Source organism: Rhizobium redzepovicii (genome assembly GCF_019793435.1).
Lineage (GTDB): Bacteria > Pseudomonadota > Alphaproteobacteria > Rhizobiales > Rhizobiaceae > Rhizobium > Rhizobium redzepovicii.
Genome location: NZ_JAILYH010000007.1, coordinates 222,942 through 249,843, shown reverse-complemented (window position 1 = coordinate 249,843; position 26,902 = coordinate 222,942). Strand labels below are relative to the sequence as shown.

General features: G+C 62.3%; 25 protein-coding genes. 9 read left to right on the top strand and 16 right to left on the bottom strand.

All coding sequences use genetic code 11. The features are described 5' to 3' along the window. Nucleotide 1: 1 nt before the first annotated feature. Both K6N12_RS13635 and K6N12_RS13630 read right to left on the bottom strand, forming a co-directional pair. A complete protein-coding gene (locus K6N12_RS13635; RefSeq protein WP_097628416.1) occupies nt 2-1,942 on the bottom strand; it encodes a mechanosensitive ion channel family protein in 1,941 nt (646 codons plus the stop codon). Between the two features lie 11 nt (nt 1,943-1,953). After that, nucleotides 1,954-3,165: an alpha/beta hydrolase gene (locus K6N12_RS13630; protein WP_097628415.1), complete on the bottom strand. Its 1,212-nt coding sequence runs from the start codon at nt 3,163-3,165 to the stop codon at nt 1,954-1,956. Nucleotides 3,166-3,390: 225 nt separating this feature from the next. Here K6N12_RS13630 and K6N12_RS13625 point away from each other — a divergent pair, with 225 nt between their 5' ends. Further along, nucleotides 3,391-4,113, top strand: a complete 723-nt coding sequence (locus tag K6N12_RS13625; RefSeq protein WP_097628414.1) for a YoaK family protein — start codon at nt 3,391-3,393, stop codon at nt 4,111-4,113. Nucleotides 4,114-4,180: 67 nt separating this feature from the next. Further along, entirely contained in the window at nt 4,181-4,969 is a 789-nt protein-coding gene (locus K6N12_RS13620) for a YdcF family protein (RefSeq protein ID WP_131710701.1), read from the top strand. 1 nt (nt 4,970) lies between these two features. Here the strand turns inward: K6N12_RS13620 and K6N12_RS13615 are convergent, their stop codons facing one another. Continuing rightward, nucleotides 4,971-5,444 carry a hypothetical protein gene (locus K6N12_RS13615; RefSeq protein WP_097628482.1) on the bottom strand — a complete coding sequence of 158 codons (474 nt, stop codon included), beginning with the start codon at nt 5,442-5,444 and terminating at the stop codon, nt 4,971-4,973. Between the two features lie 175 nt (nt 5,445-5,619). Between K6N12_RS13615 and K6N12_RS13610 the strand changes: the two genes are divergently transcribed. Next, the gene (locus tag K6N12_RS13610; RefSeq protein ID WP_003583389.1) at nt 5,620-6,255 is read left to right on the top strand and encodes a trimeric intracellular cation channel family protein; all 636 of its coding nucleotides are present in this window, start codon (nt 5,620-5,622) and stop codon (nt 6,253-6,255) included. A gap of 8 nt (nt 6,256-6,263) precedes the next feature. Here the strand turns inward: K6N12_RS13610 and irrA are convergent, their stop codons facing one another. Beyond that, nucleotides 6,264-6,683 carry an iron response transcriptional regulator IrrA gene (gene irrA / locus K6N12_RS13605; protein WP_003555773.1) on the bottom strand — a complete coding sequence of 140 codons (420 nt, stop codon included), beginning with the start codon at nt 6,681-6,683 and terminating at the stop codon, nt 6,264-6,266. Nucleotides 6,684-6,983: 300 nt separating this feature from the next. On the opposite strand from irrA, the gene fabA reads away from it, so the two are divergent. The 3 genes from fabA to fabI are packed head-to-tail and all read left to right on the top strand — an operon-like array spanning nt 6,984 to nt 9,587. Beyond that, nucleotides 6,984-7,499: a 3-hydroxyacyl-[acyl-carrier-protein] dehydratase FabA gene (gene fabA / locus K6N12_RS13600; RefSeq protein ID WP_003589358.1), complete on the top strand. Its 516-nt coding sequence runs from the start codon at nt 6,984-6,986 to the stop codon at nt 7,497-7,499. A 44-nt stretch (nt 7,500-7,543) separates the two neighbouring features. Then, complete coding sequence (gene fabB, locus K6N12_RS13595; RefSeq protein WP_097628412.1) at nt 7,544-8,776, top strand: beta-ketoacyl-ACP synthase I; 1,233 nt, start codon at nt 7,544-7,546, stop codon at nt 8,774-8,776. Nucleotides 8,777-8,780: 4 nt separating this feature from the next. Further along, a complete protein-coding gene (fabI, locus tag K6N12_RS13590; protein ID WP_097628411.1) occupies nt 8,781-9,587 on the top strand; it encodes an enoyl-ACP reductase FabI in 807 nt (268 codons plus the stop codon). 95 nt (nt 9,588-9,682) lie between these two features. Here fabI and K6N12_RS13585 read toward each other — a convergent pair whose 3' ends face one another. From K6N12_RS13585 to rimP, 10 genes are all read right to left on the bottom strand, one after another. Continuing rightward, nucleotides 9,683-10,699 (bottom strand): class I SAM-dependent methyltransferase, encoded by a 1,017-nt coding sequence (locus tag K6N12_RS13585; protein WP_097628410.1) that lies wholly within the window; start codon nt 10,697-10,699, stop codon nt 9,683-9,685. Nucleotides 10,700-10,829: 130 nt separating this feature from the next. Beyond that, nucleotides 10,830-12,968 (bottom strand): polyribonucleotide nucleotidyltransferase, encoded by a 2,139-nt coding sequence (pnp, locus tag K6N12_RS13580; protein WP_097628409.1) that lies wholly within the window; start codon nt 12,966-12,968, stop codon nt 10,830-10,832. Between the two features lie 356 nt (nt 12,969-13,324). After that, nucleotides 13,325-13,594, bottom strand: a complete 270-nt coding sequence (gene rpsO, locus K6N12_RS13575; RefSeq protein ID WP_025417456.1) for a 30S ribosomal protein S15 — start codon at nt 13,592-13,594, stop codon at nt 13,325-13,327. A 153-nt stretch (nt 13,595-13,747) separates the two neighbouring features. Beyond that, on the bottom strand, nt 13,748-14,599 hold the full coding sequence (locus K6N12_RS13570; protein ID WP_097628481.1) for an alpha/beta fold hydrolase: 852 nt from the start codon (nt 14,597-14,599) through the stop codon (nt 13,748-13,750). A gap of 100 nt (nt 14,600-14,699) precedes the next feature. Then, nucleotides 14,700-15,632, bottom strand: coding sequence for a tRNA pseudouridine(55) synthase TruB (truB, locus tag K6N12_RS13565; RefSeq protein WP_097628408.1), 933 nt, complete (start codon nt 15,630-15,632; stop codon nt 14,700-14,702). A 13-nt stretch (nt 15,633-15,645) separates the two neighbouring features. Beyond that, entirely contained in the window at nt 15,646-16,050 is a 405-nt protein-coding gene (rbfA, locus tag K6N12_RS13560; RefSeq protein WP_097628407.1) for a 30S ribosome-binding factor RbfA, read from the bottom strand. A 161-nt stretch (nt 16,051-16,211) separates the two neighbouring features. After that, on the bottom strand, nt 16,212-18,956 hold the full coding sequence (infB, locus tag K6N12_RS13555; RefSeq protein WP_097628406.1) for a translation initiation factor IF-2: 2,745 nt from the start codon (nt 18,954-18,956) through the stop codon (nt 16,212-16,214). Between the two features lie 102 nt (nt 18,957-19,058). Next, on the bottom strand, nt 19,059-19,754 hold the full coding sequence (locus K6N12_RS13550) for an RNA-binding protein (RefSeq protein WP_179867163.1): 696 nt from the start codon (nt 19,752-19,754) through the stop codon (nt 19,059-19,061). After that, the gene (gene nusA, locus K6N12_RS13545) at nt 19,751-21,352 is read right to left on the bottom strand and encodes a transcription termination factor NusA (protein ID WP_097628405.1); all 1,602 of its coding nucleotides are present in this window, start codon (nt 21,350-21,352) and stop codon (nt 19,751-19,753) included. The genes K6N12_RS13550 and nusA overlap by 4 nt, the downstream gene beginning before the upstream one ends. A 59-nt stretch (nt 21,353-21,411) precedes the next feature. Then, nucleotides 21,412-22,017 (bottom strand): ribosome maturation factor RimP, encoded by a 606-nt coding sequence (rimP, locus tag K6N12_RS13540; RefSeq protein ID WP_097628404.1) that lies wholly within the window; start codon nt 22,015-22,017, stop codon nt 21,412-21,414. Between the two features lie 243 nt (nt 22,018-22,260). Between rimP and K6N12_RS13535 the strand changes: the two genes are divergently transcribed. After that, entirely contained in the window at nt 22,261-23,892 is a 1,632-nt protein-coding gene (locus K6N12_RS13535; RefSeq protein ID WP_097628403.1) for an MFS transporter, read from the top strand. A gap of 8 nt (nt 23,893-23,900) precedes the next feature. Further along, entirely contained in the window at nt 23,901-24,356 is a 456-nt protein-coding gene (locus tag K6N12_RS13530) for a GNAT family N-acetyltransferase (protein ID WP_097628402.1), read from the top strand. A gap of 4 nt (nt 24,357-24,360) precedes the next feature. Here K6N12_RS13530 and K6N12_RS13525 read toward each other — a convergent pair whose 3' ends face one another. Both K6N12_RS13525 and recR read right to left on the bottom strand, forming a co-directional pair. After that, nucleotides 24,361-25,614, bottom strand: a complete 1,254-nt coding sequence (locus K6N12_RS13525) for a lytic murein transglycosylase (RefSeq protein WP_097628401.1) — start codon at nt 25,612-25,614, stop codon at nt 24,361-24,363. Further along, the gene (gene recR / locus K6N12_RS13520; RefSeq protein ID WP_012559493.1) at nt 25,611-26,216 is read right to left on the bottom strand and encodes a recombination mediator RecR; all 606 of its coding nucleotides are present in this window, start codon (nt 26,214-26,216) and stop codon (nt 25,611-25,613) included. Before recR ends, K6N12_RS13525 begins: the two co-directional genes overlap by 4 nt. A gap of 57 nt (nt 26,217-26,273) precedes the next feature. Between recR and K6N12_RS13515 the strand changes: the two genes are divergently transcribed. Continuing rightward, nucleotides 26,274-26,891: an MOSC domain-containing protein gene (locus K6N12_RS13515; protein WP_179867162.1), complete on the top strand. Its 618-nt coding sequence runs from the start codon at nt 26,274-26,276 to the stop codon at nt 26,889-26,891. The last annotated feature ends 11 nt before the right edge of the window (nt 26,892-26,902 follow it).

The following is a 26,902-nucleotide window of genomic DNA, read 5'->3' as shown; positions in this document are numbered from 1 at the left end:
GTCACTTTGCCGGCGCCGCCGTGTTTGCCGCCTGTTGCGCGCGGATCGCTTGCGCGGCCGCCGCCGCGGCGCCGCCACCCTTGTCGTCGCCGCCGACCTGCACCGTCGGCTGCGCGAATGCGATGCCGTTAGCCAGGAACACCTCGCGAATCCTGGCATAGGCCTTGCGGCGAATATAGGTCTGCATGCCCGGAACCGTGGTCATGGCGAAGCTCAGGACGATGCCGTAGTCGCCGAACTGCTCGACACCCTTCATCTTCAGCGGTTCGATGAAGTGCTGGCCGAGTTCCGGATCTTCGATCAGCTCAGCCCCGATTTTCTTGGTTAGCTTGCGCGCCTTGTCGATGTCGGTGTCGAAGCCGACGGTGATCCTGAACTTATCGATCACCCAGTCCCGGCTCATATTCTCGACAGCGCCCAATTCGCTGAACGGGACCGTGAACACCGGGCCGCGATGATGGCGGAGACGCACCGAGCGCAGGCTAAAACTCTCCACCGTTCCCTTGTAGTCCTTGGCCTGGATGTATTCGCCCACCCGGAAGGCATCGTCGAGCATGTAGAACACACCGTTGATGACGTCCTTGACGAGGGTCTGCGAGCCGAAACCGATAGCGACGCCGAAGATGCCCGCGCCGGCGATCAGCGGGCCGATCTGCACGCCGAGTTGCGCCAGCACAATCAGCCCCGCCATGACCGCAACAGCGACCGCGAGCGCATTGCGAAAGATCGGCAGAAGCGTGCGGAACCGTGCGCGCCGGGCGGCGTCGGCCGGCGCAAGCGATGTCGTGCTGGTCGATATGCGCAAGGTTCGGTCGATCCAGCCGCGAGCTGCCTGCCAGAGTAGGTCGGCAACCACGAGAATCAGAACGCTCTTCAGGCCGCCATAGAACAAGGCGACGATCATCGGGTCGCGCTGACCGAGCGTATCGGGATTGAGCTGCCAGACGAGCGCCAGCCATCCCACCGCAAGCGCGATAACACCGGCGCGTGCGCCTCGGGCGATGAGGATACCGCGCAAGCTGCCGGGATCGCTGGTGAAGGATAGCGCGAACCGGCCGACCGCATTCAGGATGCCGGGCAGTACCAGCGCGTAGATGCCGATCCAGAACAGGCCTCTCATATTGAGGCACCAGACGAGCCACAGCACGACCAGGAAGGCCGCTATCGCCGCTTTCCTGGCGCGGCTTCCCTCCCACACCGACCACACCGCCTCGATCGCAAGCAGCAGTCCGAGCACCGAGAAGCAGTAGGTGATGGCCTTGATGACGTCAGGGGAAACGCCAAGCGGCTCGCTTGCGGCCGCGGTCGCGCCCGCAAAACAAACGAGGCCGAACAGGATCAATAGCCTCCGCCGCAGGGATGCTCCCATCGCCGCCGCAGACAGCAGTGCGGCCACCAATCGAAACAGGATGAAGGCCGAGAGATAGGCAAGCAGCGTCACGCGCGCGAGCGGCGGCCATTCCACCGCGAAAAAGACGATGCCCATCGCGCCCGCGAATATGCCGACCGGGATCAGCCGGCCGAGCAATGCATCGCGGCGCGCGGCAAATCTGCGATAGATCGCCTCGGCGGCAAGACCGAAAGCGACCAGGCCGCCGAATATGAGGAAAACAGGCGCATAGCCTCTGCTGGCGGCTTCGCTCCGGGCTCTCGTCGCCGCCGCCGTCACCTCAGCCGGGATTGCTGGGATTGCTGACAAAATCGCATGCACACGCGCCCGCGCGCCCGCCTCCCAGTTGGCCAAGGTCGAATTGCCCGCTGGCGTGGCGGGTGTCGCGGCCCCGCTTTCCTGCTTGCGGCTATCGAGCCAGGCTTTCACCTCGGGATCTTGCAACAGGCGCACGAGTTCGTCGATCTTCTGTTGCGGGGCCGCTGGCTGAGCCTGCGCCAAAGCACTCAGCGCGAAGAAAAAAGCGGCGGTGAAGGAAAGAAGCCATTTCAAGCTGGAACTCCTCACTGCGTCAGCGGCTGTTTTTTCAGGTCGCCGTCGAGCGTCTCGTCGGCGGGTCGTGGCGGTCTCTGGCGCGTAACCGGCTGCTCGATGATCGCAACCGGCGCCGCCACCGCGGTCGCGGCAACAGTGCCGATATTCGTCACCGTTCCGCCGACGACGGCGGTAATACCCTGGCCCAGCGTGACCTTGGAATCGGTCAGCGTCTGGCCGGTCATCAGGCGCTGGCCGATGAGCTGGACGATCTCGGGACTTTCGGCGAATTTGCCGTGGTTGAGCCTGTCGTTGGTCTTCACCTTCGTCAGGTCGATGGCCGTGATGCCGGCTTTCTCAAGCTTCGAACGGTAGGGCTCTTCCGCCGGATTGATCGCGCCGAGACGGGAAACGCGTCCGGTGATGAAGCTGGAGACGGCGAGAGCCTTGTCGTCCTGGGAAACGAAGATCGTGAATTTTGGACGCGGCTCGCCCATCTCTACATATTGTTTGGCGAAGACCTGGATGTCGATGTCGGGTGAGGCCAGGATGACGTTGTGGATCTTCGAATTGACGTGGCCGTCGCGTATCCCCATCTGCCGCAGCGATTCCATGGCAAGCCAGGTCCCCATCGAGTGGGCCATGAGGGTGATGTCCTTGACGTCGGGGTCGGCTGCCAGCGTACGCAGCGCCTGCTCCAGTGCCGTGCGCGAGTAGTTGGTGCTTTCCTTGTCGTATTCGTAGGCGGTGATCTCCGCTCTCGACGGCCAGGTGAACAAGACAGGCGTCGCCTGCATCTTGCTGTCGTGCATGATCTGCGCCAGCCGGAAGACGGAATCTTCATAGGTGTTGTTGAAGCCGTGAATGAAGACGAGCGCATGCCCGCTGTGCACATGCTGCCGGAACCAGACACGGCCCTGCGCCACCGTGTCGATCTGCTGGACGTTGGTCACGGCAAAGTCGGTGGCAGGATCGGGCGGAAGGCGCTTCGGCCATTGCACGGTGCCGGCTTCGCGCTTTGCCGGGATGGAAATCGAAATCTGCGTCAGATGCGGCTTCGAACTGCGCTCGCCGTTGAACAGCGTCGCCGGGTTCCCGGAAGGCTCGCGCGTGGTCGCAACCAGCATGTCGACCCTTGATGTCGGCGGCATTGCCGACGAACTGGAAACCGGCGTCATCACGCCGCCCGGATGCCCGCAACTTGCCAGCAGAAGAAAAAGAGCCACGCCACGTCTTGGCATTCACACATCCAGCAGTCGCCCAAGGAGGCTTTCCGAGCCCTGGATACTAGCAGGCGGGGTATGGCGGCGCCTGTAGCATCACGTAATATCTGTGGCTTTCAAGCCGATCCGGCTCGTCGGCCAGCACATTTTCAGCCATTCCGATCCCCTTTGCCAATTCCTCAACGAAGAGGATGTATCTTTGCTGCCGGAATCGCAGCGATTCGGCTTCAGGATCCGCAACCCATGACCAGAGCAAGACGCCGCCGTCTCATCCGCACCCGACGCACCGCAACCGGGCTTGCCCTCGTCGGCGCCATCTCATTTCTGGCCGGCATGACCGACGCGACCGGTCTGCTGCTGACCGGCGATTTCGTCTCCTTCATGACCGGCAATACGACGCGGGCAGCACTCGCCTTGAGCCAAGGCAATCTCTATCACGCGGCGGTGCTGATCTCCGCCATCGGCGCTTTCGTGCTCGGCAATGCGGCGGGGATCGTCATCGCCCATGTCTCCGAGCGTCGCATTTTCGTGGTGCTCGGCTGCGTCGGTCTCGTCCTGGCGCTCGCCTCGCTGACGACGGTGCAGGGCCTGCTGCTTGCACGCTTCTATATGATCGTTTTTGCCATGGGCATGGTGAATGCCGCCGTCGAACACATCGAAGGACTGCCGATCGGGCTGACTTATGTCACAGGCGCGCTGTCGCGCCTCGGCCGCGGCATCGGCCGCTGGATCATCGGAGACCGCCATATCGAATGGACGATCCAAATCGTGCCCTGGGGCGGCATGGTGCTCGGCGCGATCGCCGGCGCGGTGCTGACGCGGCAGACCGGCGCGCATGCGCTGTGGCTGGTCGCCATCTTTGCGATGGCGCTGGCGCTTGCCGCCATGTTCATTCCCCGGCCGCTTCAGCGGCGCTTCAACCAGAAGCCCGCGCCGCACCACTCGGCCATTGCACGCGGCAAATAGAAGCGTCGCATTCCTGTTACCCTCGAATCGGATAGGAAGCATCGTCGTCCGTCTCAAGGAGTAGGTCTTGTTCCTGATTTCGAAGCTTGTATGGATTTTCGCTCAGCCGCTGTCGCTGGCATTCTTCCTCGTCTTCCTGGCCCTCATGGCCGGCCTTCTGCGCTGGCGTATCTTAAGCATCCTCGGTGCCGCGGCTTCGGCCCTCATCCTCTTCGTCACGCTCTACACCACGGCCGGCAACCTCATGATGCAGGGCCTTGAGCAGCGCTTCGCCAAGCCAGCCGGCGATCCGGAGAGCCTGCAATGCATGATCGTGCTCGGCGGCGCCTTCGAAAATGAGGTGAATACGGTACGCCACGGCATCGAATTCAACGGCGGCGCCGACCGCTTCGTCGAGGCCCTGCGGCTTGCGCAGAAATTTCCCGACTCGCGCATCCTGGTCTCGGGCGGCGACGGCTCCATCTCGGGCGTCTATGAAGGTGATGCGGCGGCATCCGAGCGCTTCTTCCCGCTCTTCGGCGTCGGCAGGGATCGGCTGATCGAGGAGACGCAGTCGCGCACCACTTTCGAAAACGCCGTCAATACCAAGGAATTCCTGGCGAGCCAGGGGCTTTCCAAGTGCCTGCTGATCACCTCGGGTTTCCATATGCCGCGCTCCGTCGGCATCTTTCGCAAGCTCGGTATCGATATCGTGCCCTGGCCGACCGATTATCGCACCGACGGTCAGGTCAGGCTGGGCCTGGATTTCACCCAGCCGAACCTCAATGCCCAGAACATGGCGACGGCGATCCGCGAATGGTACGGCCTGATCGGCTATTATCTCGCCGGCCGGACGTCGGAGCTGTATCCGCGCTGAGTTACTTTTTTGAAATTGTGACGAACTTCGTGCCGCGCACACGCGCGGTGACAATGCAGGGGTCACCTTCGGTGCGGTCGCAGAAACGCGGATGCATCTTCATTGCCAGCACCATGTTGCCGAAGCGCTGGACGAAGTCGTAGCCGTAGATCTGCGCCGTCGCGATCATGAAATAGCCGCCTTCAGCCACCTGCAGATAGAAATTATAGGTGCAGCCGTCGTCGTTGCATTGCGGCCCCTTCTGCCCGTCGCAGGTCAGCTGGCCCTCGTTGACTACGGCATCGATCAGCCCGTCATTGTTGATGTCCTGCCGAGTGACGAAGCCATCGGCGAATTCGGCCGCCTTGCATTGCTCCTGGAAATGTTTCTTCTCGTAGATCTCCGGATCGGAGATCAGCGATTGCTGACCGAAGGCCACAGCCGGCATGATGACCAGCAGGAGAATATTCAGAACGGCGAGCACCAGCGTTTTCACGGCTTTCCTCTTTTGGATAAGGCTCTGCAGCCCGATGCATGTCGCCCACAAAGTGTGCAGCGGTTCTTGGTCAACGACATGCATCAATAAAGACATTATCTTTATGGCCCCACCGCCTTGCGCCGCCCTTGCCGCCGTGGTTTTTGGTGAAATATTCCGCCGTTCCGGGGTTCGCATGTCCTTGCTCGTCTATCTCGATTACGCCGGCATCGCGCTGTTTGCCGCGACGGGCGCGCTCGCCGCCTCGCGCAAGCAGCTGGACCTGATCGGTTTTCTGTTTTTCGCCATGGTGACGGGAACGGGCGGCGGCACCGTGCGCGATATCGTGCTCGGCCGCGTGCCGGTCTTCTGGGTGCTGAATCCGGCCTATATCCTGGTCTGCTGCATCGTGGGCGTCGTGGTTTTCTTCACCGCCCACCTCTTGGAATCACGCTATCGCCTGCTGATCTGGCTGGATGCGATCGGCCTTGCCGCCTATTGCGTGCTCGGCGCCGCCAAGGGGCTCGCCGCCACCGGCTCACCGACCATCGCGATCGTCACCGGCACGCTGACGGCAACCTTCGGCGGCATTCTGCGTGATCTGATGGCAAACGAGCCTTCGGTGCTGCTCAGGCCGGAGATTTACGTGACCGCGGCCCTTATTGGCGCCGGCGTGTTCACGCTCGCCAATGGGCTGGGAATGCCGCTCTATCTGGCGTCTGCCTGCGGTGTCGTGGCGGCCTTTGCGGTGCGCGGCGGCGCTCTGTGGTTCGGCTGGACTTTTCCGACCTACAGGCACAAGCCCGGCCGGCACCCTGACGATGTCATGTAACGCGGGCGTCAGCCCTGCTTCGCCCGCAGCCGGATTACCACGTCGACATGGGCGATCTCCATGCCTTCAGGCGGCTCTGGCAGATTGGCGATCGTCAGGTTGCTGACCGGAATGTCGAGCACCTCGTTCTCGCCTTCGACGAAGAAATGGTGGTGGTCAGAAACATTGGTGTCGAAATAGGTCTTGGCGCTCTCGACGGCGAGAACGCGGATGAGGCCGGCTTCGGTGAACTGATGCAGCGTGTTGTAGACGGTTGCCAGTGACACCGGCACGCCGGCGGCAACGGCCTCCTCATGCAGTTCCTCGACCGTCAAGTGCCGGTCGCCCTTGGCAAAGAGCAGGTCGCCGAGCGCGACGCGCTGGCGGGTAGGCCGCAGGCCTGCGCCGCGCAGCCTGACCTCAATGGCGATCGGGAGTGCACCCGTCATCAAAACCAACTCCGATTATTCCTGCATAATTCAATCATGTTTCTTCAAGCGGTATAACTTTTGCACAGGAGCCTTTCAATAGTTCAATGGGGACAAGAGCCTGATAAACGCCGCCAAAACCGGCTTTTAACGCAAATAGGTCTGGTCGCAGCCCTGGCCTTCCTGTATGCGACCACCAAATAATAGCGCAAGCTTGGTCCGGGACCATGGATGAAGCCGCCTTGCTCGTGCTTCATTTTCTGAAGAACTTGGACTACACGTTCACATCCATGGGCTCACGCGGGAGGGAAAAGAAACTTTATGACGACCAGACAGTCCAGCTTCTCGTACGACGAACTCATCGCCTGCGCACATGGCGAGCTGTTCGGACCCGGCAATGCGCAGCTTCCGCTGCCGCCCATGCTGATGGTTCACCGCATCACCGACATTTCCGAAACGGGCGGGACCTTCGACAAAGGGTATCTCAGGGCCGAATACGACGTACGCCCCGACGATTGGTATTTTCCCTGCCATTTCGAAGGCAATCCGATCATGCCGGGCTGCCTCGGCCTTGACGGCATGTGGCAGCTGACCGGCTTCTTCCTGGGCTGGCTCGGCGAGGAAGGCCGCGGCATGGCGCTGTCGACAGGCGAAGTGAAGTTCAAGGGCATGGTCCGTCCGCACACGAAGCTGATCGAATATGGCATCGACTTCAAGCGCGTCATGCGCGGCCGCCTGGTCCTCGGTACGGCCGATGGCTGGTTGAAGGCGGACGGCGAAACCATATATCAGGCGGCCGATCTTCGTGTCGGTCTCTCAAAAGACAAGACGGCCTGAACCGCATCTTGAGCGGCTCACGAAACAAAAAAAGGTTTGATCAGATGAGACGGGTAGTTGTCACGGGTCTGGGTATCGTGTCCTCGATCGGAAACGACGCCGCCGAAGTCACCGAATCCTTGCGGCAGGCAAAGTCGGGTATCTCCTTCTCCAGCGATTTCGCAGAACACGGCTTCAAGTGCCAGGTTTGGGGCAGCCCCGCGCTCGGCGCTGCGGACCTTGCCGAACTGGTCGATCGCCGCGCCATGCGCTTCCTGTCGCAGGGCGGCGCCTGGAACCATGTCGCCATGAAACAGGCACTTGCCGATTCCGGGCTGGAAGAGAAGGACTACGCTCAGAACGAGCGCACCGGCATTATCATGGGCTCTGGCGGCCCATCCACCCGCACACTGATCGAGGCGGCCGACATCACCGTCAAGAACAACAGCCCGAAGCGCATCGGCCCCTTCGCCGTGCCGAAGGCGATGTCCTCGACCGCATCTGCGACACTTGCCACCTGGTTCAAGATCCACGGCGTCAATTACTCGATCTCGTCAGCCTGCTCGACATCAGCGCATTGCATCGGCAACGCCGCCGAGATGATCCAGTGGGGCAAGCAGGACGTGATGTTTGCCGGCGGCCACGAAGATCTCGACTGGACGATGTCCAACCTCTTCGATGCCATGGGCGCCATGTCCTCCAAGTACAACGATACGCCGGACAGCGCCTCGCGCGCCTATGACGTCAACCGCGACGGATTCGTCATCGCCGGCGGCGCCGGCGTGCTGGTGCTCGAGGAGCTGGAGCGCGCCAAGGCCCGCGGTGCGAAGATCTATGCCGAAATCGTCGGCTACGGCGCAACCTCGGACGGTTACGACATGGTCGCCCCCTCGGGCGAGGGCGCCATCCGCTGCATGCGCCAGGCGCTTGCATCAGTCAAAGGCGACGTCGACTACGTCAACACTCACGGCACCTCGACGCCGGTCGGCGACAGCAAGGAAATCGGCGCCATCCGTGAAGTGTTCGGCGCCAAGATCCCGCATATTCAGTCGACCAAGTCGCTGACCGGCCATTCGCTGGGTGCGGCCGGCGTGCAGGAATCGATCTATTCCCTGCTGATGATGCAGCACGGCTTCATCGGCGAAAGCGCCCACATCACCGAGCTCGATCCCGAATTCGAAGGCGTGCCGATCGTGCGCAAGCGTATCGACGATGCGAAGATCGATATCGCCCTCTCCAACTCCTTCGGCTTCGGCGGGACGAACGCCACGCTCGTCTTCCAGCGCTATAACGGATAATAAAATGACTGGAATCATGCAGGGTAAACGCGGCCTCATCATGGGCGTCGCAAACAACCACTCGATCGCCTGGGGAATTTCAAAAGCTCTTGCCGCACAGGGTGCGGAACTCGCCTTCACCTATCAGGGCGATGCGCTGGGCAAGCGCGTCAAGCCGCTTGCCGCCGAAGTCGGCTCCGATTTCGTGGTGCCCTGCGACGTCGAGGACATCGCCTCGGTCGACGCTTTGGTCGACGCGATCGAACAGCGCTGGGGCAAGCTGGATTTCATTGTCCACGCGATCGGTTTTTCCGACAAGAACGAGCTGAAGGGTCTCTACGCCGACACGACGCGCGAGAATTTCAGCCGCACCATGGTCATTTCCTGTTTCTCTTTCACCGAGATCGCCAAGCGCTGCGCGCCGTTAATGGAAGACGGCGGCGCGATGCTGACGCTGACCTATAACGGCTCGACGCGGGTCATCCCGAATTACAATGTCATGGGGGTCGCCAAGGCAGCGCTCGAAGCTTCGGTGCGTTATCTTGCCGCCGATTACGGCCCCCGCGGCATCCGCGTCAACGCTATATCGGCCGGCCCGATCCGCACGCTCGCCGGTGCCGGCATCTCAGATGCGCGCGCGATCCTCTCCTGGAACCAGCGTAACGCGCCGCTGCGCAAGACCGTCACCATCGACCAGGTCGGCAATTCGGCTCTCTACCTGCTTTCTGACCTTTCCGCCGGCGTCACCGGGGAAATCCACTTCGTCGACGCCGGTTTCAACGTTACCTCCATGCCGACGCTAGACACGCTGCGCAGGGCCGACGTCGAGTAGACACTCCTTTGATGTGAAACGTAAAGGCCGTGCGCAGATGATGCGCACGGCCTTTTTCTATCGATGGAATGCCCGGTAGCGAGGCAGGCTAAACTCTATTTCTTCGCCCACAGCACCTTGAAGCGGGCGTTGCGGCAGGTTTCGCCGCTTTCCCTGAAATTCGCCGCCAGAACCGGCTCGTAGGGCAGGCCGCGATTGGCGACCAGCATCAGACGGCCGCCGCCGCGTAGCGCAGATGCGGCGGTTTTGATCATTGCCTGGCCGAGCGCCGGCTCGGCTGCGTGGCCCTCATGGAAGGGCGGGTTCATGATGACGAGATCGTATTTGTCCTTGACCGGCTCGCCCGCCAGATCGTGCCAGAAGAAGCGCGCAGGCGCGTTCGGGCAGTTCTCCGCCAGATTGTCCCTAGCAGCCTCCAGAGCCGCGTGATCGGCCTCGTAGAGGTCGAGGCGGGTCAGTCCGCGCGACCTCTGTGCCAACTCGACGGAGAGATAACCCCATCCGGCGCCGAAATCCGCAACATCGCCGGTAAAATCCTGCGGCAGGCGCGAGGCGAGCAGTTCCGACCCGGCATCGACCCGGTCATGTGAGAACATGCCGGCGGTGGCATTGAAACGGCCGTCGACGCGTACCGGCGCCTTTGCCAGCTTGGAGACGATCTCGTCGGCGTCGGCAGGGCGGCCGAACCAGAAGGCGACACCGTGATATTTCGGCATATGGTCGATGGCGAGGCCGAAACCTTCGAGGCGCTTGCGCAGCGGCTGGATGCCGTCTTCCTTGGCGCCGGCAACGACGATCAGGCCGCCGGCCCGCGTGCGAGCGATGGCGGCGGCAAGATTGGCCTCGTTCTCGCCCTTGTGCTTCGTGCAGAGCACCAAGGCAGCATCGTAGTCCTCGCCCTCGATCTCAGGCTTTGCTTCGATCCGCTGCGCCTGAAGCTGCCGGTAGAGCGGCCGGAAGCCCTGGACGGCGCTCAGCGTGGCGGCAAAACCTTCCGGCAGCGCAAAGCCTGCCTCGGCACCGAGGAAGAGCACGCGCTCGGCCTCGCCGGGCGCCGCGACCGTGCCGCTGGCAAAGGGATGGAACAGGGTCTTCAGCGTCTCGCGGCTCATGGGTCTCGTCTCGTTAAAGCATGTCGCGCAAAAGTGTCGAGCGGTTTCAAGGCCACGACATGCGCAAAACCAGGATGCAAAAAGGGCGCGGAAGATTCCCGCGCCCGGAGTGAAATCTGGGAGACGCGGCTTATTCGGCCGCTTCTTCCTTCTTCTTCTCGTTCGCGATCTCCTGGCCGGTGGCCTGGTCGACGACCTTCATCGACAGGCGAACCTTGCCGCGTTCGTCGAAGCCGAGCAGCTTGACCCAGACCTTGTCGCCTTCCTTGACGACGTCCTGCGTCTTGGCAACGCGCTCGGACGCCAGCTGCGAGATGTGGACGAGGCCGTCACGGGCGCCGAAGAAGTTGACGAAGGCGCCAAAGTCGGCGGTCTTGACAACAGTGCCTTCGTAGATCTGACCGATTTCAGGCTCGGCGACGATCGAGTGGATCCACTTGCGGGCCGCTTCGATCTCCTTGCCTGAGGAGGAGGCGATCTTGACGGTGCCGTCGTCCTCGATGTTGATCTTGGCGCCGGTCTTTTCGACGATTTCGCGGATGACCTTGCCGCCGGAGCCGATGACTTCGCGGATCTTGTCGACCGGGATGTTCATGACTTCGATGCGCGGAGCGAATTCGCCGAGCTGGCCGCGGCTTTCGGTAATGGCCTTCGCCATTTCGCCGAGAATGTGGGCACGACCGCCCTGGGCCTGGCCAAGGGCGACCTTCATGATCTCTTCGGTGATGCCGGCGATCTTGATGTCCATCTGCAGCGAGGTGATGCCGTCGGCAGTACCTGCAACCTTGAAGTCCATGTCGCCGAGGTGGTCTTCGTCACCGAGAATGTCGGAGAGGACGGCGAAGCGATCGCCTTCCAGGATCAGGCCCATGGCGATACCGGCAACCGGCTTTGCCAGCGGAACGCCTGCATCCATCAGGGCGAGCGAGGTGCCGCAGACGGTCGCCATCGAGGACGAGCCGTTCGACTCGGTGATCTCGGAGACGACGCGCAACGTGTAGGGGAACTGCTCAGGCGTCGGCAGCATCGGACGGATGGCGCGCCATGCGAGCTTGCCGTGGCCGATTTCGCGGCGGCCCGGGGAGCCCATGCGGCCGGTTTCGCCAACCGAGTAGGGAGGGAAGTTGTAATGGAGCAGGAAGCGCTCCTTGTACATGCCCGTCAGGCTGTCGACATACTGTTCGTCTTCGCCGGTGCCGAGCGTGGCAACCACGATGGCCTGCGTTTCACCGCGGGTGAACAGTGCCGAACCATGGGTGCGCGGCAGAAGGCCGACTTCCGATACGATCGGACGAACGGTTTCGAGGTCGCGGCCGTCGATGCGGCTCTTGGTGTCGAGGATGTTCCAGCGGACGATTTTCGCCTGCAGGTGCTTGAAGATCGCGCCGACTTCTTCGGCCGTGTACTTGGCTTCGCCTTCCTCGGGCAGGAAGTGTGCCTTCACCTTGGCCTTGACGGCGTCGACGGCGGCGTAGCGGTCAGCCTTCTGAGTGATCTTGTAGGCTTGGCGAAGTTCAGCTTCGGCAAGGCCGAGCATCTCGGTTTCGAGAGCGGAATAGTCTTCCGGCTGGAAGTCGCGCGGCTCCTTGGCGGCCACTTCGGCGAGCTTGATGATCGCGTCAAGAACCGGCTGGAAGCCCTTATGGCCGAACATGACGGCGCCGAGCATGACTTCTTCGTTGAGTTCCTTGGCTTCGGATTCAACCATCAGCACGGCGTCGTAGGTGCCGGCGACGACGAGATCGAGGCTCGATTCGTCCATCTCGTCGAGATGCGGGTTGAGAACGTATTCGCCGTTGATGTAGCCGACACGCGCACCGCCCACCGGGCCCATGAAGGGAACGCCGGAGAGCGTCAGCGCTGCCGAGGTCGCGACCATGGACAGGATGTCCGGGTTGTTCTCGAGGTCATGCTGGATGACGGTAACGACGACCTGCGTGTCGTTCTTGTAACCTTCCGGGAAGAGCGGGCGGATCGGGCGGTCGATCAGGCGGGAGACGAGGGTCTCGTTCTCGCTAGGGCGCCCTTCGCGCTTGAAATAGCCGCCGGGGATCTTGCCGGCTGCGTAGGTCTTTTCCTGGTAGTTGACGGTGAGCGGAAAGAAGTCCTGGCCGGGCTTCGGCGCCTTGGCCGAGACGACGGTGGCGAGAACGACGGTTTCGCCGTAGGTGGCAAGAACGGCGCCGTCGGCCTGACGGGCGATCTTGCCGGTTTCGAGCTTCAGCGGGCGGCCGGCCCACTCGATTTCGACTGTGTGTGTATCAAACATGATTTGTCCTTCAATGCGGGAGCACGCGCCATCGCCGATACCAGGGCGCAGCGCACAGTCGACCGCAAATAATGTGACGTATCACGGGCAAGACAACGGGAGGCTTTTCATCCTCGGTTCCTCGACAAATCCGAGATCCCTTAGAAAACCAGGCCAAAGCTTTGAAGAAGCCTTGGCCGAAAGCATCCGGCAATCCTGCCCCATGACAGGTCAACGGTTGGTTTGGCAGAACCGGCCCATCCGGGTCCGCCGATCTTTCCACCGCTTGCAGATAGGGCGCGGCTGGAACATTTCATCGGGAACCGTGTCCCCAAACAGGATCCGGCGGGCGCTCGGAAAGCGCCCGCCGGGCAATCTTAGCGGCGGATACCCAGGCTGGAGATCAGCTTGGAATAGCGGCCTTCATCCTTCTTCTTGAGATAATCAAGAAGCGAGCGGCGGCTCGAAACCATCGTCAACAGGCCACGGCGGGAATGGTTATCCTTCTTGTGGTCCTTGAAGTGTTCGGTCAGGTTGTTGATGCGTTCGGTCAGGATCGCGACCTGGACTTCCGGAGAACCGGTATCGCCTTCGGCGGTTGCGTATTCCTTGATCAGCGCAGACTTGCGCTCAGCAGTGATCGACATCGGGTGATCCTTTCTAAGAGAGGAGATAAAGGTCGCCAAAAGCCGGGATGCCGTCCAGCTTTGGCCGTGAATGCGAGCAGGCGAACCTGACGCTGGCGCTGCCTATAAACCAATTAAGCAGCGATGGAAAGAGGGGAGCGCCCGCGGCGGTTTTCAGCGGCCCGCCATCGCCTCCCGGATCATCGCATCGTAACCCGCGGGATCCTGCAGCATGGCGAAATGGCTGGCCTCTTTCAGGATCACCAGCTTTGCGCCCGGAATTTCTTTCGCCATCATCTCGTTATGGTCGAGCTTCACGGCTTCGTCGTGATCGCCGATGGCGAGCGTGACCGGCACCGTGATCTTTCCGAGATCCGCTGCCGTCCAGGCCGGCTGTGTCGCCCACATCTCGGAGATCTGGGTGACGAAGGCGTCGTACTCGTTCGGCGTCGGCGACAGCTTCCGGTACTGTTCGCCGGCGACGTTGATATAGTCGTTGAAGGTCTTGTTGCTCATGACGTCAGGCTTGACGCCGTCGGTCGTGACGTTGGCGGCCTGGGCAATGACGCGCGTCAGCTTTTCCGGATGGTTCATCGCCATGTCGATGCCGATGATGCCGCCGTCCGACCATCCCACCAGGGTCACCTTGCCGATCTTCAGATGGTCGAGAAGGGCTGCATAATCCGATGTCATCAGGTCGTAGCCGAAGGGCTTTTGGCTGCGCGTCGAGCGCCCATGCCCGCGGCTGTCGGCAACGATGACCAGGTGGTCTTTGGCGAATTCGGCGATCTGGTGACCCCAGACATCGGCATTGCCAAGCCCGCCATGGATGAAGAGCATCGGCTCGCCTTCACCATATTCGGCGTAATACATCTTGATGTCGTTCACCTCAGCCATGCCGCTGGTCTTCGGCACGGGCATCGCCGGAAAAGCCGGCAGCTCGGCCCAGCGCTCGCCGGATTGAGCGCCGGTAACGGTGAGAAACATCGAAAAGAACGTCAGCATGCGGATCGCGGTTGCGCGCATCATCATCCCCCTTGCCGGGCCGCAACGGCCCCTCGGGCGGCCATCGCCCGAAAGGAAGATATCGCATCGCTACCGCCTGACAATCGTCAGCTGCATAGGTTCAGGCAAAAACCCGCTTCGGGCGAAACTCGCCCTGGCCGATCTCACCGATCGCGATCAGCCTGCCGCGGGCCGTCGCATAGGCTTCGCTTTCGGCAATCGGCGCATCGCGGCCGCGCACGAGGATCGGGTTGCCCATCTTCAGCCTGTGCGCCTGGTCGTCGTTGATGACGAGGTGAGGCAGGGCCGATAGCGCCTCGCAGGTGTCGATCAGCAGCGCGTCGAGGGCGGCAAGCCGCTCGTCCATGTCCTCGATCGCTTCCAGCGCCACGAGGTCCGCGAGCGGCACCATCGCTTCTTCCGCGAAGGGCGCCACGAAAGTGCGCCGCAGCCCGGACACATGGCCGTAACAGCCGAGCTCGCGGCCGAAATCGCGGGCAAGCGCCCTGACATAGGTGCCCTTGCCGCATTCCACTTCGAAATGCGCGCTATTCGCATCCGGGCAGGCGAGCAGGGTCAGCCGGAAGATATCGACTTCACGCGAGGGGATTTCGACGGTTTCGCCTTCACGCGCCAGATCATAGGCGCGTTCACCCGATATCTTGATGGCGGAAAACTGCGGCGGCACCTGGCTGATGGTGCCGATGTAGCCGGGCAGGATATCGCGGATCTGTTGTTCGCTGGGACGGTTGTCCGAGCTTGCGGTCACCTCGCCTTCGAGATCGTCCGTTGCCCGCTCTTCGCCCCAGCTGACCGTGAATTCATAGATCTTGCGGCCGTCCATCACATAGGGAACGGTCTTCGTCGCATCGCCGAGCGCGATCGGCAGCATGCCGGAGGCGAGCGGATCGAGCGTGCCGGCATGACCGGCCTTCTGCGCCTTGTAGAGCCACTTGATCTTGGAAACGGCTTCCGTCGAGCCGAAATCCACCGGCTTGTCGAGGATCAGCCAGCCGGAAATCGGCCGGCCTTTGGGTTTGCGTGGTTTGGACATGCGTCTCTTCTGTTTATTGTTCGTCGTTATCGCCGTCGAGGTCGCGGCGCACCTCGGGCGAACGCAGCAGCTCGTCGATTTTCTTGTAGTTGTCGAAGCTGGTATCGTCGCGGAAGCGCACTTCCGGCATGTATTTCATCTGCCGAAGCTGCTGCCCGAGCCTGCCGCGGATATACTTCGCATGACGGTTCAGCGCCTCGATGACCACGCTGTGGTCGGAAACGCCGAGCGGCGTCACATAGGCGGTGGCGATCTTCAGGTCGGGCGACATGCGCACTTCCGAGATCGAGATCACCGTCGCTTCGATGACATCGTCGCGCACTTCGCCGCGCTGCAGTACCTGGGTAATCGCGGCGCGGACCTGTTCGCCAACGCGCAGCATGCGCTGCGAAGGCGCGGAAGAAGTTGCTCTGGTCATTGTTATCTCTATTTGCCGATGCGGCTGGGAATCGAACCCGTCAAAGGAGAGCGTCAATGACTCCTTTGGCCGAAAAGGTCAAGCCGGCGGATGCCCGAAAGCCATCCGCCGGCTGGCGAATGGCTTTCGGAAAGCTGATGCTGCGCCTAAAGCGCGGCGGTTTAGAGCGTGCGCGTGATATGTTCGACGCGGAAGCACTCGATGACGTCGCCGGCGCGCATATCCTCGTAATTTTCGAAGGCCATGCCGCATTCCTGGCCCATCGGTACTTCGGAGACTTCGTCCTTGAAGCGCTTGAGGGTCTTGAGCTTGCCTTCGTGAACGACGACGTCGTTGCGGATGAGGCGGACGCCCGCACCGCGTTCGACCTTGCCTTCGACAACACGGCAGCCTGCGACCTTACCGACCTTGGTGATGTTGAACACCTCGAGGATTTCGGCATTGCCGATGAAGGTTTCGCGCCGTTCCGGAGAGAGCAGGCCCGACATCGCTGCCTTCACGTCATCCACCAGGTCGTAGATGATGTTGTAGTAGCGGATTTCGATGCCTTCGCGCTCGGCGAACTGGCGTGCCTGCGTATTGGCGCGAACGTTGAAGCCAATGATGGCCGCGTTCGACGCTTCGGCGAGCGAGATATCCGACTCGGTGATGCCGCCGGCGCCCGAATGGACGATGCGGGCGCGGACCTCATCGGTGCCGAGCTTTTCCAGTGCGCCGGCAATCGCTTCGATCGAGCCCTGCACGTCACCCTTGATAACCAGCGGGAACTCCTTGATGCCGGCGCTTTGGCGCTGCATCATCATCTGTTCCAGCGAACCGCGCTGTCCCGACTGGCGGGCAGCAGCCTTGTCGCGGGCCAGACGCTGACGATATTCGGAGATCTCGCGGGCGCGGCTTTCGCTTTCGACGACGGCGAACTTGTCGCCCGCCTGCGGCGTGCCGGAAAGACCGAGAACCTCGACCGGAGTCGCGGGACCCGCTTCCTTCACATGGTCACCCTTGTCGGTGACGAGGGCGCGCACGCGGCCCCAGACGTCGCCGGCGACGATGATCTGGCCCGGACGCAGCGTGCCCTTCTGGACGAGCACGGTCGCGACCGAACCGCGGCCACGATCGAGCTGGGCTTCGATGACGGTGCCTTCGGCAGTCCGGTTCGGGTTGGCCTTGAGATCGAGAATTTCCGCCTGCAGCAAGATCGCCTCAAGCAGCTTGTCGAGGTTCTTGCCGGTTTTGGCCGAAACTTCGACGTCGAGCACTTCACCGCCCATAGATTCCACGAAGACTTCGTGCTGCAGCAACTGGTTGCGGACCTTCTGCGGATCGGCCTCGTGCTTGTCGACCTTGTTGATCGCAACGATGATCGGAACACCGGCCGCCTTGGCGTGGTTGATCGATTCGATCGTCTGCGGCATGACGCTGTCGTCGGCTGCAACGACCAGGATCGCGATGTCCGTCGCCTGGGCGCCGCGAGCACGCATGGCCGTAAAGGCGGCGTGGCCGGGAGTGTCGATGAAGGTGATCTTCTGACCGCTCTGCTCCACCTGATAGGCGCCGATATGCTGCGTGATGCCGCCGGCTTCGCCGGAGACCACGTTGGCATGGCGGATGGCGTCGAGCAGCGAGGTCTTGCCGTGGTCGACATGGCCCATGATGGTGACGACGGGCGGGCGCGAAACCAGTTCGCCATCCTCGTCGGAGACGTTGAAGATGCCGAGTTCGACGTCGGATTCCGACACGCGTCGGACCGTATGGCCGAATTCGCTGGCGATGAGTTCGGCAAGGTCGGCGTCGATGACGTCGCCCGGCTTCATCATCTGGCCTTCCTTCATCAGGTACTTGATGACGTCGACGGCGCGTTCGGACATACGCTGCGACAGTTCCTGAATGGTAATCGTCTCTGGCAGAACCACCTCGCGGGAGATCTTCTCGCGGGTTTCCTGCATCTGGCCGCGACGGAATTTCTCCTGCCGGCGGCGCATGGCCGAGAGCGAACGGCCGCGGGCATTATCCTCGCCGTCGACGTTGGCAGTGGAGATCGTCAGCTTGCCGCGACGGCGCTCTTCATCCGTCTTCGGACGTGTCGTGACCGGCTTTGCCGGTTCCGGACGAACGACGCGGCCACGAACCGGGCCGCCTCGCGCGGCACCCCGATCGTCGTCTTCCTTTTCGTCGCGGCGGCCGCGAACGGCGCCGGGGGCGACAGCACCCGCTGCCGGACGGGCAGCAGTTGCTGCTCCAGCCGCATCGGGCCGGCGCGCGGCAGGTGCCGAGGATGCCGGTTGCTGTGGCTGCGGGGCGTCGGCTGGAGCCGCTACTGCGGCTGCCGGTTCAGCAACTGGAGCGGGCGCTTCAGCCTGCCGGATAGCTTCTTCGGCGGCCCTGCGGGCAGCTTCTTCGGCTTCGGCTGCCTTGCGGATCACCTCTTCGGCGGCCCTGCGCTTTTCTTCCTCGGCGCGGCGGATCGCATCCTGGGCGTCACGCGCTTGGGCGTCGGCAAGCGCCCGGCGGCGAGCGTCCATTTCCTCAGGCGACAGATGGTTAAGCACCACCGGCCGCGGACGGTCGTTCTGGCGCGGCGCCTGGTGGGACTGCTGCGGACGCTGGTTCGTCTGGCTGTTGTTGCCCTGCTGTATCCGCGGTGCCGGCGTCGGCTGCTGCGGGCGTGCCTGCACCGGCGCGGGCGCCGGTTCGGCTGCACGCACGGGAGCCACCGGAGCGACAGGTGTGATCGGCTTTTCGTCTTCCGGGCGCATCGGGCGCCGCTTGCGGGTCTCGACGACGACCGCCTTGGTGCGACCTCGACCCATATCCTGGCGAACGGTGCCCTGGCTCATCCCCGATGGTTTCAGGGTAAGCGTCTTTTTGCCCGTCACGCTGATTGTCTTGTCGTCGTTACTATCGGTCATTCGTTCCCGTTCCTTCGGACAGGGAGCGATGACTAGATCAGACCCTGTCGTTCAATACTTGTCGATCAATGAGAATGCGACCGGCCCATGCCGGTGACCGCCTCATTGTTTTTGCCGGCCAGCGCCGCCCGCTGCCCGGGACTGACCGCCAATACGGTACTGTTCGAGCATCTTTGCGCGCTTCACTACACCCTCACCCGCCTGCCCTGCAAGCACTGCGGCATGGATAAAAGCATTCTGGCCCATCAGGCCTTCCATTTCGCTCTCCGAGAAGAGACGGAAGGAAGGTATCTCCTCCTCGGTCTCCATTCCGAGGTGCCAGGCCTTGCGGGCCTGGTCGATTTTCCGGACGCCGTCATCCGCTGCATCAGTCGCATGGAACACCGCAAGGGCAGCCCCGCTCCTGACCGCGGCATCCACTTTCGAGGACCCGCTGACGAACTGGCCGGCTTTCCGCGCCATGTTCATCATCTGCATCAATTGCGCCGCAAGCAGCCGGTCGACGCCTGCGCCGAGATCGTCTGCCGCCTTCACGTCCATTTTCAGCGCGCGGGCGAAGAGTTTCTTCGCCACTGCCCTGTCGACCAGCGACCGGTCGATCTTCACCCAGCATCCGCGTCCCGGAAGCTCGCGCTTCAGATCGGCGACAACGGTTCCATCGGGAGCGGCAACGAAGCGGATCAGCTCTTCCGGCGATCCGCTTTCGCGCGTCACGATGCACATGCGTCCGTTCACGTCATAACCTGCAAGATCGTCGTCCTCGTCAGGGAGAGCGTCCGGCTCATGCGCGGTCATCATGCTTCTTGTTCGGCTTCGGCGACCTCTTCTTCGGTCCCCTTCGCCAGGTCTTCTTCGGTAATCCAGCCAGCCGACAGGCGGGCCTGGACGATCATCTGCTCGGCTTCGACGCGCGAGACGTCGAACTTCGAGAACAGGCCTTCGAATTTCTTCGTTTCGCCGTTCTTGCGTTCCGTCCAGCCGACGAGATCGTCGGCGGCACAGCCGGCAAAATCCTCGATCGTCTTGATGCCGTCTTCGCCGAGCGCCACCATCATCTGGGCGGTCATGCCGTCGATTTCGCGCAGCTCGTCCTGAACGCCGAGCGCCTTGCGCTTCTCGTCCATCTCGGCTTCGAGGCGCTCGAGGAACTCCCGGGCGCGCTGCTGGATTTCCTGCGCAGTCTCTTCGTCGAAACCGTCGATCGAGGAGATTTCGTCCAGATCGACATAAGCCAGTTCTTCGACCGCGGCAAAGCCCTCGGAGGCCAGAACCTGGCCGACCATTTCGTCGACGTCGAGCGAATCCATGAACAGGTTGGTGCGCTCGTTGAATTCCTTCTGGCGGCGTTCCGATTCCTCGGCCTCCGTCATGATGTCGATGTCCCAGCCGGTCAGCTGCGAAGCGAGGCGGACGTTCTGGCCGCGGCGGCCGATCGCAAGCGACAGCTGCTCGTCGGGAACGACGACTTCGATGCGCTCGGCATCCTCGTCGAGAACAACCTTGGCGACTTCGGCCGGCTGCAGGGCGTTGACGACGAAGGTCGCTGGGTCCTGGCTCCACGGAATGATGTCGATCTTCTCGCCCTGAAGCTCGCCGACGACGGCCTGAACGCGCGAACCGCGCATACCGACGCAGGCGCCGACCGGATCGATCGAACTGTCGTTCGAGATCACGGCGATCTTGGCGCGCGAGCCCGGATCGCGGGCAACCGACTTCACCTGGATGATGCCGTCGTAGATCTCAGGCACTTCCATGGTGAACAGCTTCACCATGAACTGCGGATGCGTGCGCGACAGGAAGATCTGCGGGCCGCGCTGTTCGCGACGGACATCGTAGACATAGGCGCGGACGCGATCGCCATAACGGACGTTTTCGCGCGGGATCATTTCGTCGCGGCGGATGATGCCTTCGCCGCGGCCGAGATCGACGATGACGTTGCCGTATTCGACGCGCTTGACCGTGCCGTTGACGATTTCGCCGACGCGATCCTTGAATTCGTCGAACTGGCGGTCGCGCTCGGCTTCACGCACCTTCTGCACGATCACCTGCTTGGCGGATTGTGCGGCGATGCGGCCGAAATCCATCGGCGGCAGCGGATCGGCGATGAAATCGCCGAGTGCGGCATCCGGGTTGCGGTCGCGGGCAAGCTCCAGCGGGATCTGCGTCGAATAATCCTCGGCCTTGTCGACGACTTCGAGCAGGCGCTGCAAACGGATTTCGCCGGTCTTCGGATTGATGTCGGCCCTGATGTTGGACTCGGTGCCGTAACGGGAGCGTGCCGCCTTCTGGATGGCGTCGGCCATTGCGGCCAGCACGATCTCGCGGTCGATGACCTTTTCGCGCGCCACTGCATCTGCGATCTGCAGAAGTTCGAGCCGGTTCGCACTGACTGCCATTGTCTTGTTTCTCCGTCTTAACCCCGGGGTTCCCGTCCCTGGAGCGGTCTGTTGATCGGTTATTCCTGGTCGTCCGCTTCGTTCTGGTTGGCGGCCTGGGCTTTCGCCAGCTTGTCGGCGCGCAACGCATCGCGGATCAGGTCGTCGGTCAGAATGAGCTTCGCATCGCTAAGCGCCGTGAAGGGAATGGTGACCTTTTGCTCTTCCCCGTAAGCGACCTGGTCACGCTCGAGCGTGAAACCATCTACGCCTGCTTCGACGATCTTGCCGCGGAAGCGCTTGCGATTGTCGATCAGGATCGACGTCTCGCATTTCACAAGGTGGCCCTGCCAGCGGACGAAATCGGATTTCCGAACCATCGGACGGTCGATGCCGGGCGAAGACACTTCGAGATGATACTCTTTATCGATCGGATCTTCCACATCGAGGACGGGAGAAATCGCCATCGAGATTTCTTCGCAGTCCTGGACCGTCATCGTCCCGTCGTTGCGCTCGGCCATGACCTGCATCGTCGCGCCGTTCTGGTTCATCATACGGACGCGGATCAGCCGAAAGCCCAGGCCGACGAGGACGGGTTCGATGATATCGGCAAGACGCTGGTCAAGCCCGGTTTCGGTAATCAGCCGCGGCTCAAGTTCGTTGTCTGCGTTTGTCATGTCCGACAAGCGATGCGCTCCTCGCAATTTCATGCTGTTTAGGGATCGCGCTAATAAAAAAGAGCGGGTCCTTGCGGCCCACTCTTCATCAAGCGATCAAGAATTTGAGAGCCATATAGTCGGGTTTTTCCGAAATTGCAAGGTCTGCGACCGATTCGGCCAATTCGCTTACGGTGGGGTGACGAGACCTATGGCCAGCGCCGGTCTTGCGAATATATTGCCGTGGGGCGCAACAACAAAAGCGGAGAAATCGTGGCCTACACTTCGTCGACATTGGCGCCTTTGCGGCACGATACCTACCGCACCATCTGGTTCGCCAGCCTGTCCTCGAATTTCGGCGGACTGATCCAGGCGGTCGGTGCCGCCTGGATGATGACGACGATCACCGCCTCGGAGGACATGGTCGCGCTGGTGCAGACCTCGACGGCGCTGCCGATCATGCTGTTTTCGCTGATTTCCGGTGCGCTCGCCGACAATTATGATCGCCGCCGGGTGATGCTGACGGCGCAGTGCCTGATGCTGACGGTCTCGGCGCTGCTGACGGTCACGGCCCTTCTCGGCTGGATCACCCCCTGGCTGCTGCTGTTCTTCACCTTCCTGATCGGCTGCGGCACCGCGCTCAACAACCCATCCTGGCAGGCCTCGGTCGGCGACATGGTGCCGCGCGCCGATCTGCCGGGCGCCGTCACGCTGAACAGCATGGGTTTCAACATTACCCGCAGCGTCGGCCCGGCCATCGGCGGCGTCATCGTCGCCGCAGCCGGCGCGGCGGCGGCCTTCGCGGTGAACACCGTGAGCTACCTCGCTTTGATCTATGCCCTGCTGCGCTGGCGCCCGAGCACGCCGGTCTCGACCCTGCCGCGCGAGGCGCTCGGCAGCGCCATCTTCGCCGGCCTGCGTTATGTCTCGATGTCGCCCAATCTCGAAAAGGTTCTCCTCCGGGGCCTGCTCTTCGGCATCGGCGCCAGCTCGATCCTGGCGCTGCTGCCGGTTGTCGCACTCGATCTCGTCGGCGGCGGCCCGCTGACCTATGGTTTCATGCTCGGCGCCTTCGGCATCGGCGCGATCGGCGGCGCGGTGCTGAACGCGCGGCTGCGCCAGATGCTGTCGAGCGAGATGATCATCCGCCTGGCCTTTACAGGCTTCGCGCTGAGCGCCGTCATTGCCGCCTTCAGCCCAAGCGCGGTGCTCACCTCGGCCGGGCTGCTCGTCTCCGGCGCCTGCTGGGTCTCCGCCCTGTCGCTCTTCAACACCATCGTCCAGCTGTCGACGCCGCGCTGGGTGGTGGGTCGCGCCCTGTCGCTCTACCAGACCGTCACCTTCGGCGGCATCGCCGGCGGCAGCTGGCTCTGGGGTGTTGCCGCCGATCGCTATGGCGTCGCCGATGCGCTGCTGATGTCATCGGTCGTCATGCTGCTCGGCATCGTCATCGGCCTGCGTTTTTCCATGCCGGCCTTCGCCTCGCTCAATCTCGATCCGTTGAATCGCTTCACCGAGCCGGCTCTCAGTCTCGACATCACCCCGCGCAGCGGCCCGATCGTCATCCAGGTCGATTACGAGATCGGAGATGACGACCTTGCCGAATTCATGCAGCTGATGGGCGAGCGCCGCCGTATCCGCATCCGCGACGGCGCCCGCAACTGGGCGCTGATGCGCGATCTCGAAAATCCCGGGCTCTGGACGGAAACCTACCATACGCCGACCTGGGTCGAATATATAAGACACAACCAGCGGCGCACGCAGGCCGATGCCGAAAACACCGACAGGCTTCGTGCGCTTCATCGCGGCGAAGGTCCGTTGCATGTCCACCGCATGATCGAACGCCAGGCCATTCCACCGGATACCGACGTCTTCCACAAGGCGCCGATCGACCTGCATCATTGAGGACAGCCATGTATCAATTCAGGCTCGCCCGCCAGTCCGATCTCGTCGCCATCGTCCGGCTTCTGGCCGACGACGATCTCGGCAGCGCCAGGGAAATCACCTCTGATCCCGTCGATGCGCGCTACCTCTCGGCCTTCGCGGCGATCGAGTCGGATGCCAATCAGCTCTTGGCCGTCGCCATCGATCCTTCCGATCGGGTCGTCGGCTGCCTGCAGCTGAGCTTCATTCCCGGCCTGTCGAGGACGGGCATGTGGCGCGGCCAGATCGAAAGCGTGCGTGTCGCAAGGGATGTTCGCGGCTCGGGCCTCGGCTCCGCGTTCGTCGAATGGGCGGTCGGCCAATGCGCCGCGCGCGGCTGCAGCTTGGTTCAGCTGACGTCGGACAAGACGCGAGCGGATTCGATCCGCTTCTACGAGAGGCTCGGTTTCGTGGCGAGCCACGAAGGGCTGAAGCGCAGTCTCTGAACAACTACTTCAGCTTGCTCTTCATCGTCGCCTCGGGAAAGCAGGTCGGTGCCATGCCGTTCTTCGCCTGCCACTGGCCGATCGAACGCCGGGTCTTGTAACCAGGCAGACCGTCGGAGCCCCCGACATCGTAGCCCTGGCGCTCCAGCGCCTTCTGCATGGCGGCGACATCGGAGCGCAGCATCTTGCCAACATCGCCCCATCGACCCTCAAAGGCACCGGCATTAGAGCCGATCCGGTCGGCGAGATTGCCGATATAGAGCGCGTAGAGATCGGAATTGTTATATTCCTTGATGATGTAGAAATTCGGGGTGACGATGAACTCAGGCCCATCGCGGCCCGCCGGAACCAGCATCATGCCCTCGGCCTTCATCTCGCTTGAGGGGAAATCCTTGCCGGAGATGCGGTCGATGCCGAGCGAGGCCCAGTGCGACAGCGGTTTTGAGAGATCCGGCCCTTCCTGCGCACAGGAGACCGCCTCCGGTATCGACACCTCGAAACCCCAGTCGTGGTCGCGCTGCCAGCCCTTCTTGACCAGGAAATTGGCGATCGAGGCGAGCGTATCCGGCACTGAGGTCCAGATATTGCGATGGCCGTCGCCGTCGAAATCGACGGCATATTTCAGGTAGCTCGTCGGCATGAATTGCGGCTGCCCGAGCGCGCCGGCCCACGAACCCTTGAAACCGGCCGGCGTCACGTCACCGCCGTCGAGAATATGCAGCGCCGCCACCAGCTCGGTGCGGAACATCTCCTTGCGCGTCGACATGAAGGCCTTGGTCGCCAGCACCTCGATCGCCGAATTCGGGATCTTCGCGGCGCCGAAGCCGGTCTCCCGGCCCCAGATGGCCAGCACGATCGGCCCCGGCACGCCATAGGTCTTCTCGATCCGCTTCAGCGTCGAGCCATATTGCGCGGCAAAGCCGCGGCCGGTTGCGGCAAGCCTCTTCAGATGGTCCTCGTTGAAATAGGGACCGGGCGAGGAAAATTCCGCCTGCGTCTGCTTCTGCTGCTTCGGCGGAGGGAAACCGGGCGGCGCGAGATCGGGCAGGTTCCAGTTCAGGGTGATACCGGAGAAGGCGGCCTTGAAGCTCTTCTCGGAAATCCCGTTCGCCTTCGCCTCCGGCCAGAGGTCCTTCTGCACCCACGTCTCGAACTGCGCCTCGACATCGGCTTTTGAAGGGGCTGCGTGGGCGCAGAGGGGGAGGAGGGCGGTTGTTATCGCGAGGGCGAATATCCGCGGCAAATGAAACCGTCTCATATTACCGTCCGTGCCCGAAGTGCTGCGGCAAGAGTGCCCTCGTCGAGATAGTCGAGCTCGCCGCCGACCGGCACCCCGTGCGCCAGGCGGGTGATCTTCACGTTAAGCCCCTGCAGCTGGTCGGTGATGTAATGCGCCGTCGTCTGTCCCTCAACGGTGGCGTTGACCGCGATGATCAGCTCCCGGATGCCGCCTTCGCCGATCCGGTCGATCAGGCCGCGAATATTCAGATCGTCGGGACCGATCCCGTCGAGCGGCGAAAGCGTGCCGCCGAGCACGTGATAGGCGGCGTTCATCGCGCCCGCCCGCTCCAGCGCCCAGAGGTCGGAGACGTCCTCGACGACGATGATGATCGATTGATCGCGCTGCGTGTCGGTGCAGACGGTGCAGGGATCGACGGTATCGACATTGCCGCAGCGCGAGCAGATCTTCACCTTGTCGTAAGCTTCGCCCATCGCATTCGACAGGGGCCCCAGCAGCTGGTCCTTCTTCTTGATCAGATGTAGTGCCGCCCGGCGCGCCGAGCGCGGCCCGAGGCCCGGCACCTTCGCCAAAAGCTGGATGAGTTTTTCGATTTCGGGGCCGGTGACTCGTTTTGCCATGCGCCGTTCTTAGCTGATATGCAACGAAAACGGAATCGCGGAAGGATCGGCCGTCCCATGAAAATCCTGGCGCTGTGCATCGGCAATCCGGAAAGGCTGGCCGGCAAGAGCTACAAGACCGGCATCTTCAAACACGCGGTCAACGGCGCGGTGATGATCGATGCCGAGGGGCTGGTCGGTGATGCCATCTGCAACCGCAAACACCATGGCGGCGTCGATCAGGCTGTTTATATCGAGGGATCGCTGACGCTCGACTGGTGGAGCGGCGAGCTTGGCCGGCCATACGAGGCTGGCACTTTCGGCGAAAACATGGTGATCTCAGGTCTCGACAATCGCGACGTTTCCGTCGGCGATCGCTTCATATCAGGCGATCTCGTCCTCGAAGTCAGCGCATGCCGCATCCCCTGCGCCACCTTCGCCGCCAGGATGAACGATCCGAAATTTGCCAAGCGCTATACCGCAGCCGCCCGCCCCGGCATCTATTGCCGGGTTGTCGCGGGTGGCGTGGCCGAAGCCGGGACGCCGGTGGAATATCAGCCTTTTCCCGGAAAAAAGGTGACGATGCCGGAACTGATGGAAACCTTCGGCCGGCGGCTTTCGGAGACGGACCGGGCGCGATATCTCGCTGCTCCTATTCATTACAAGCTGCGGGCAATGCTGGAAGCGCAGCGCTAGGAACAATTTGT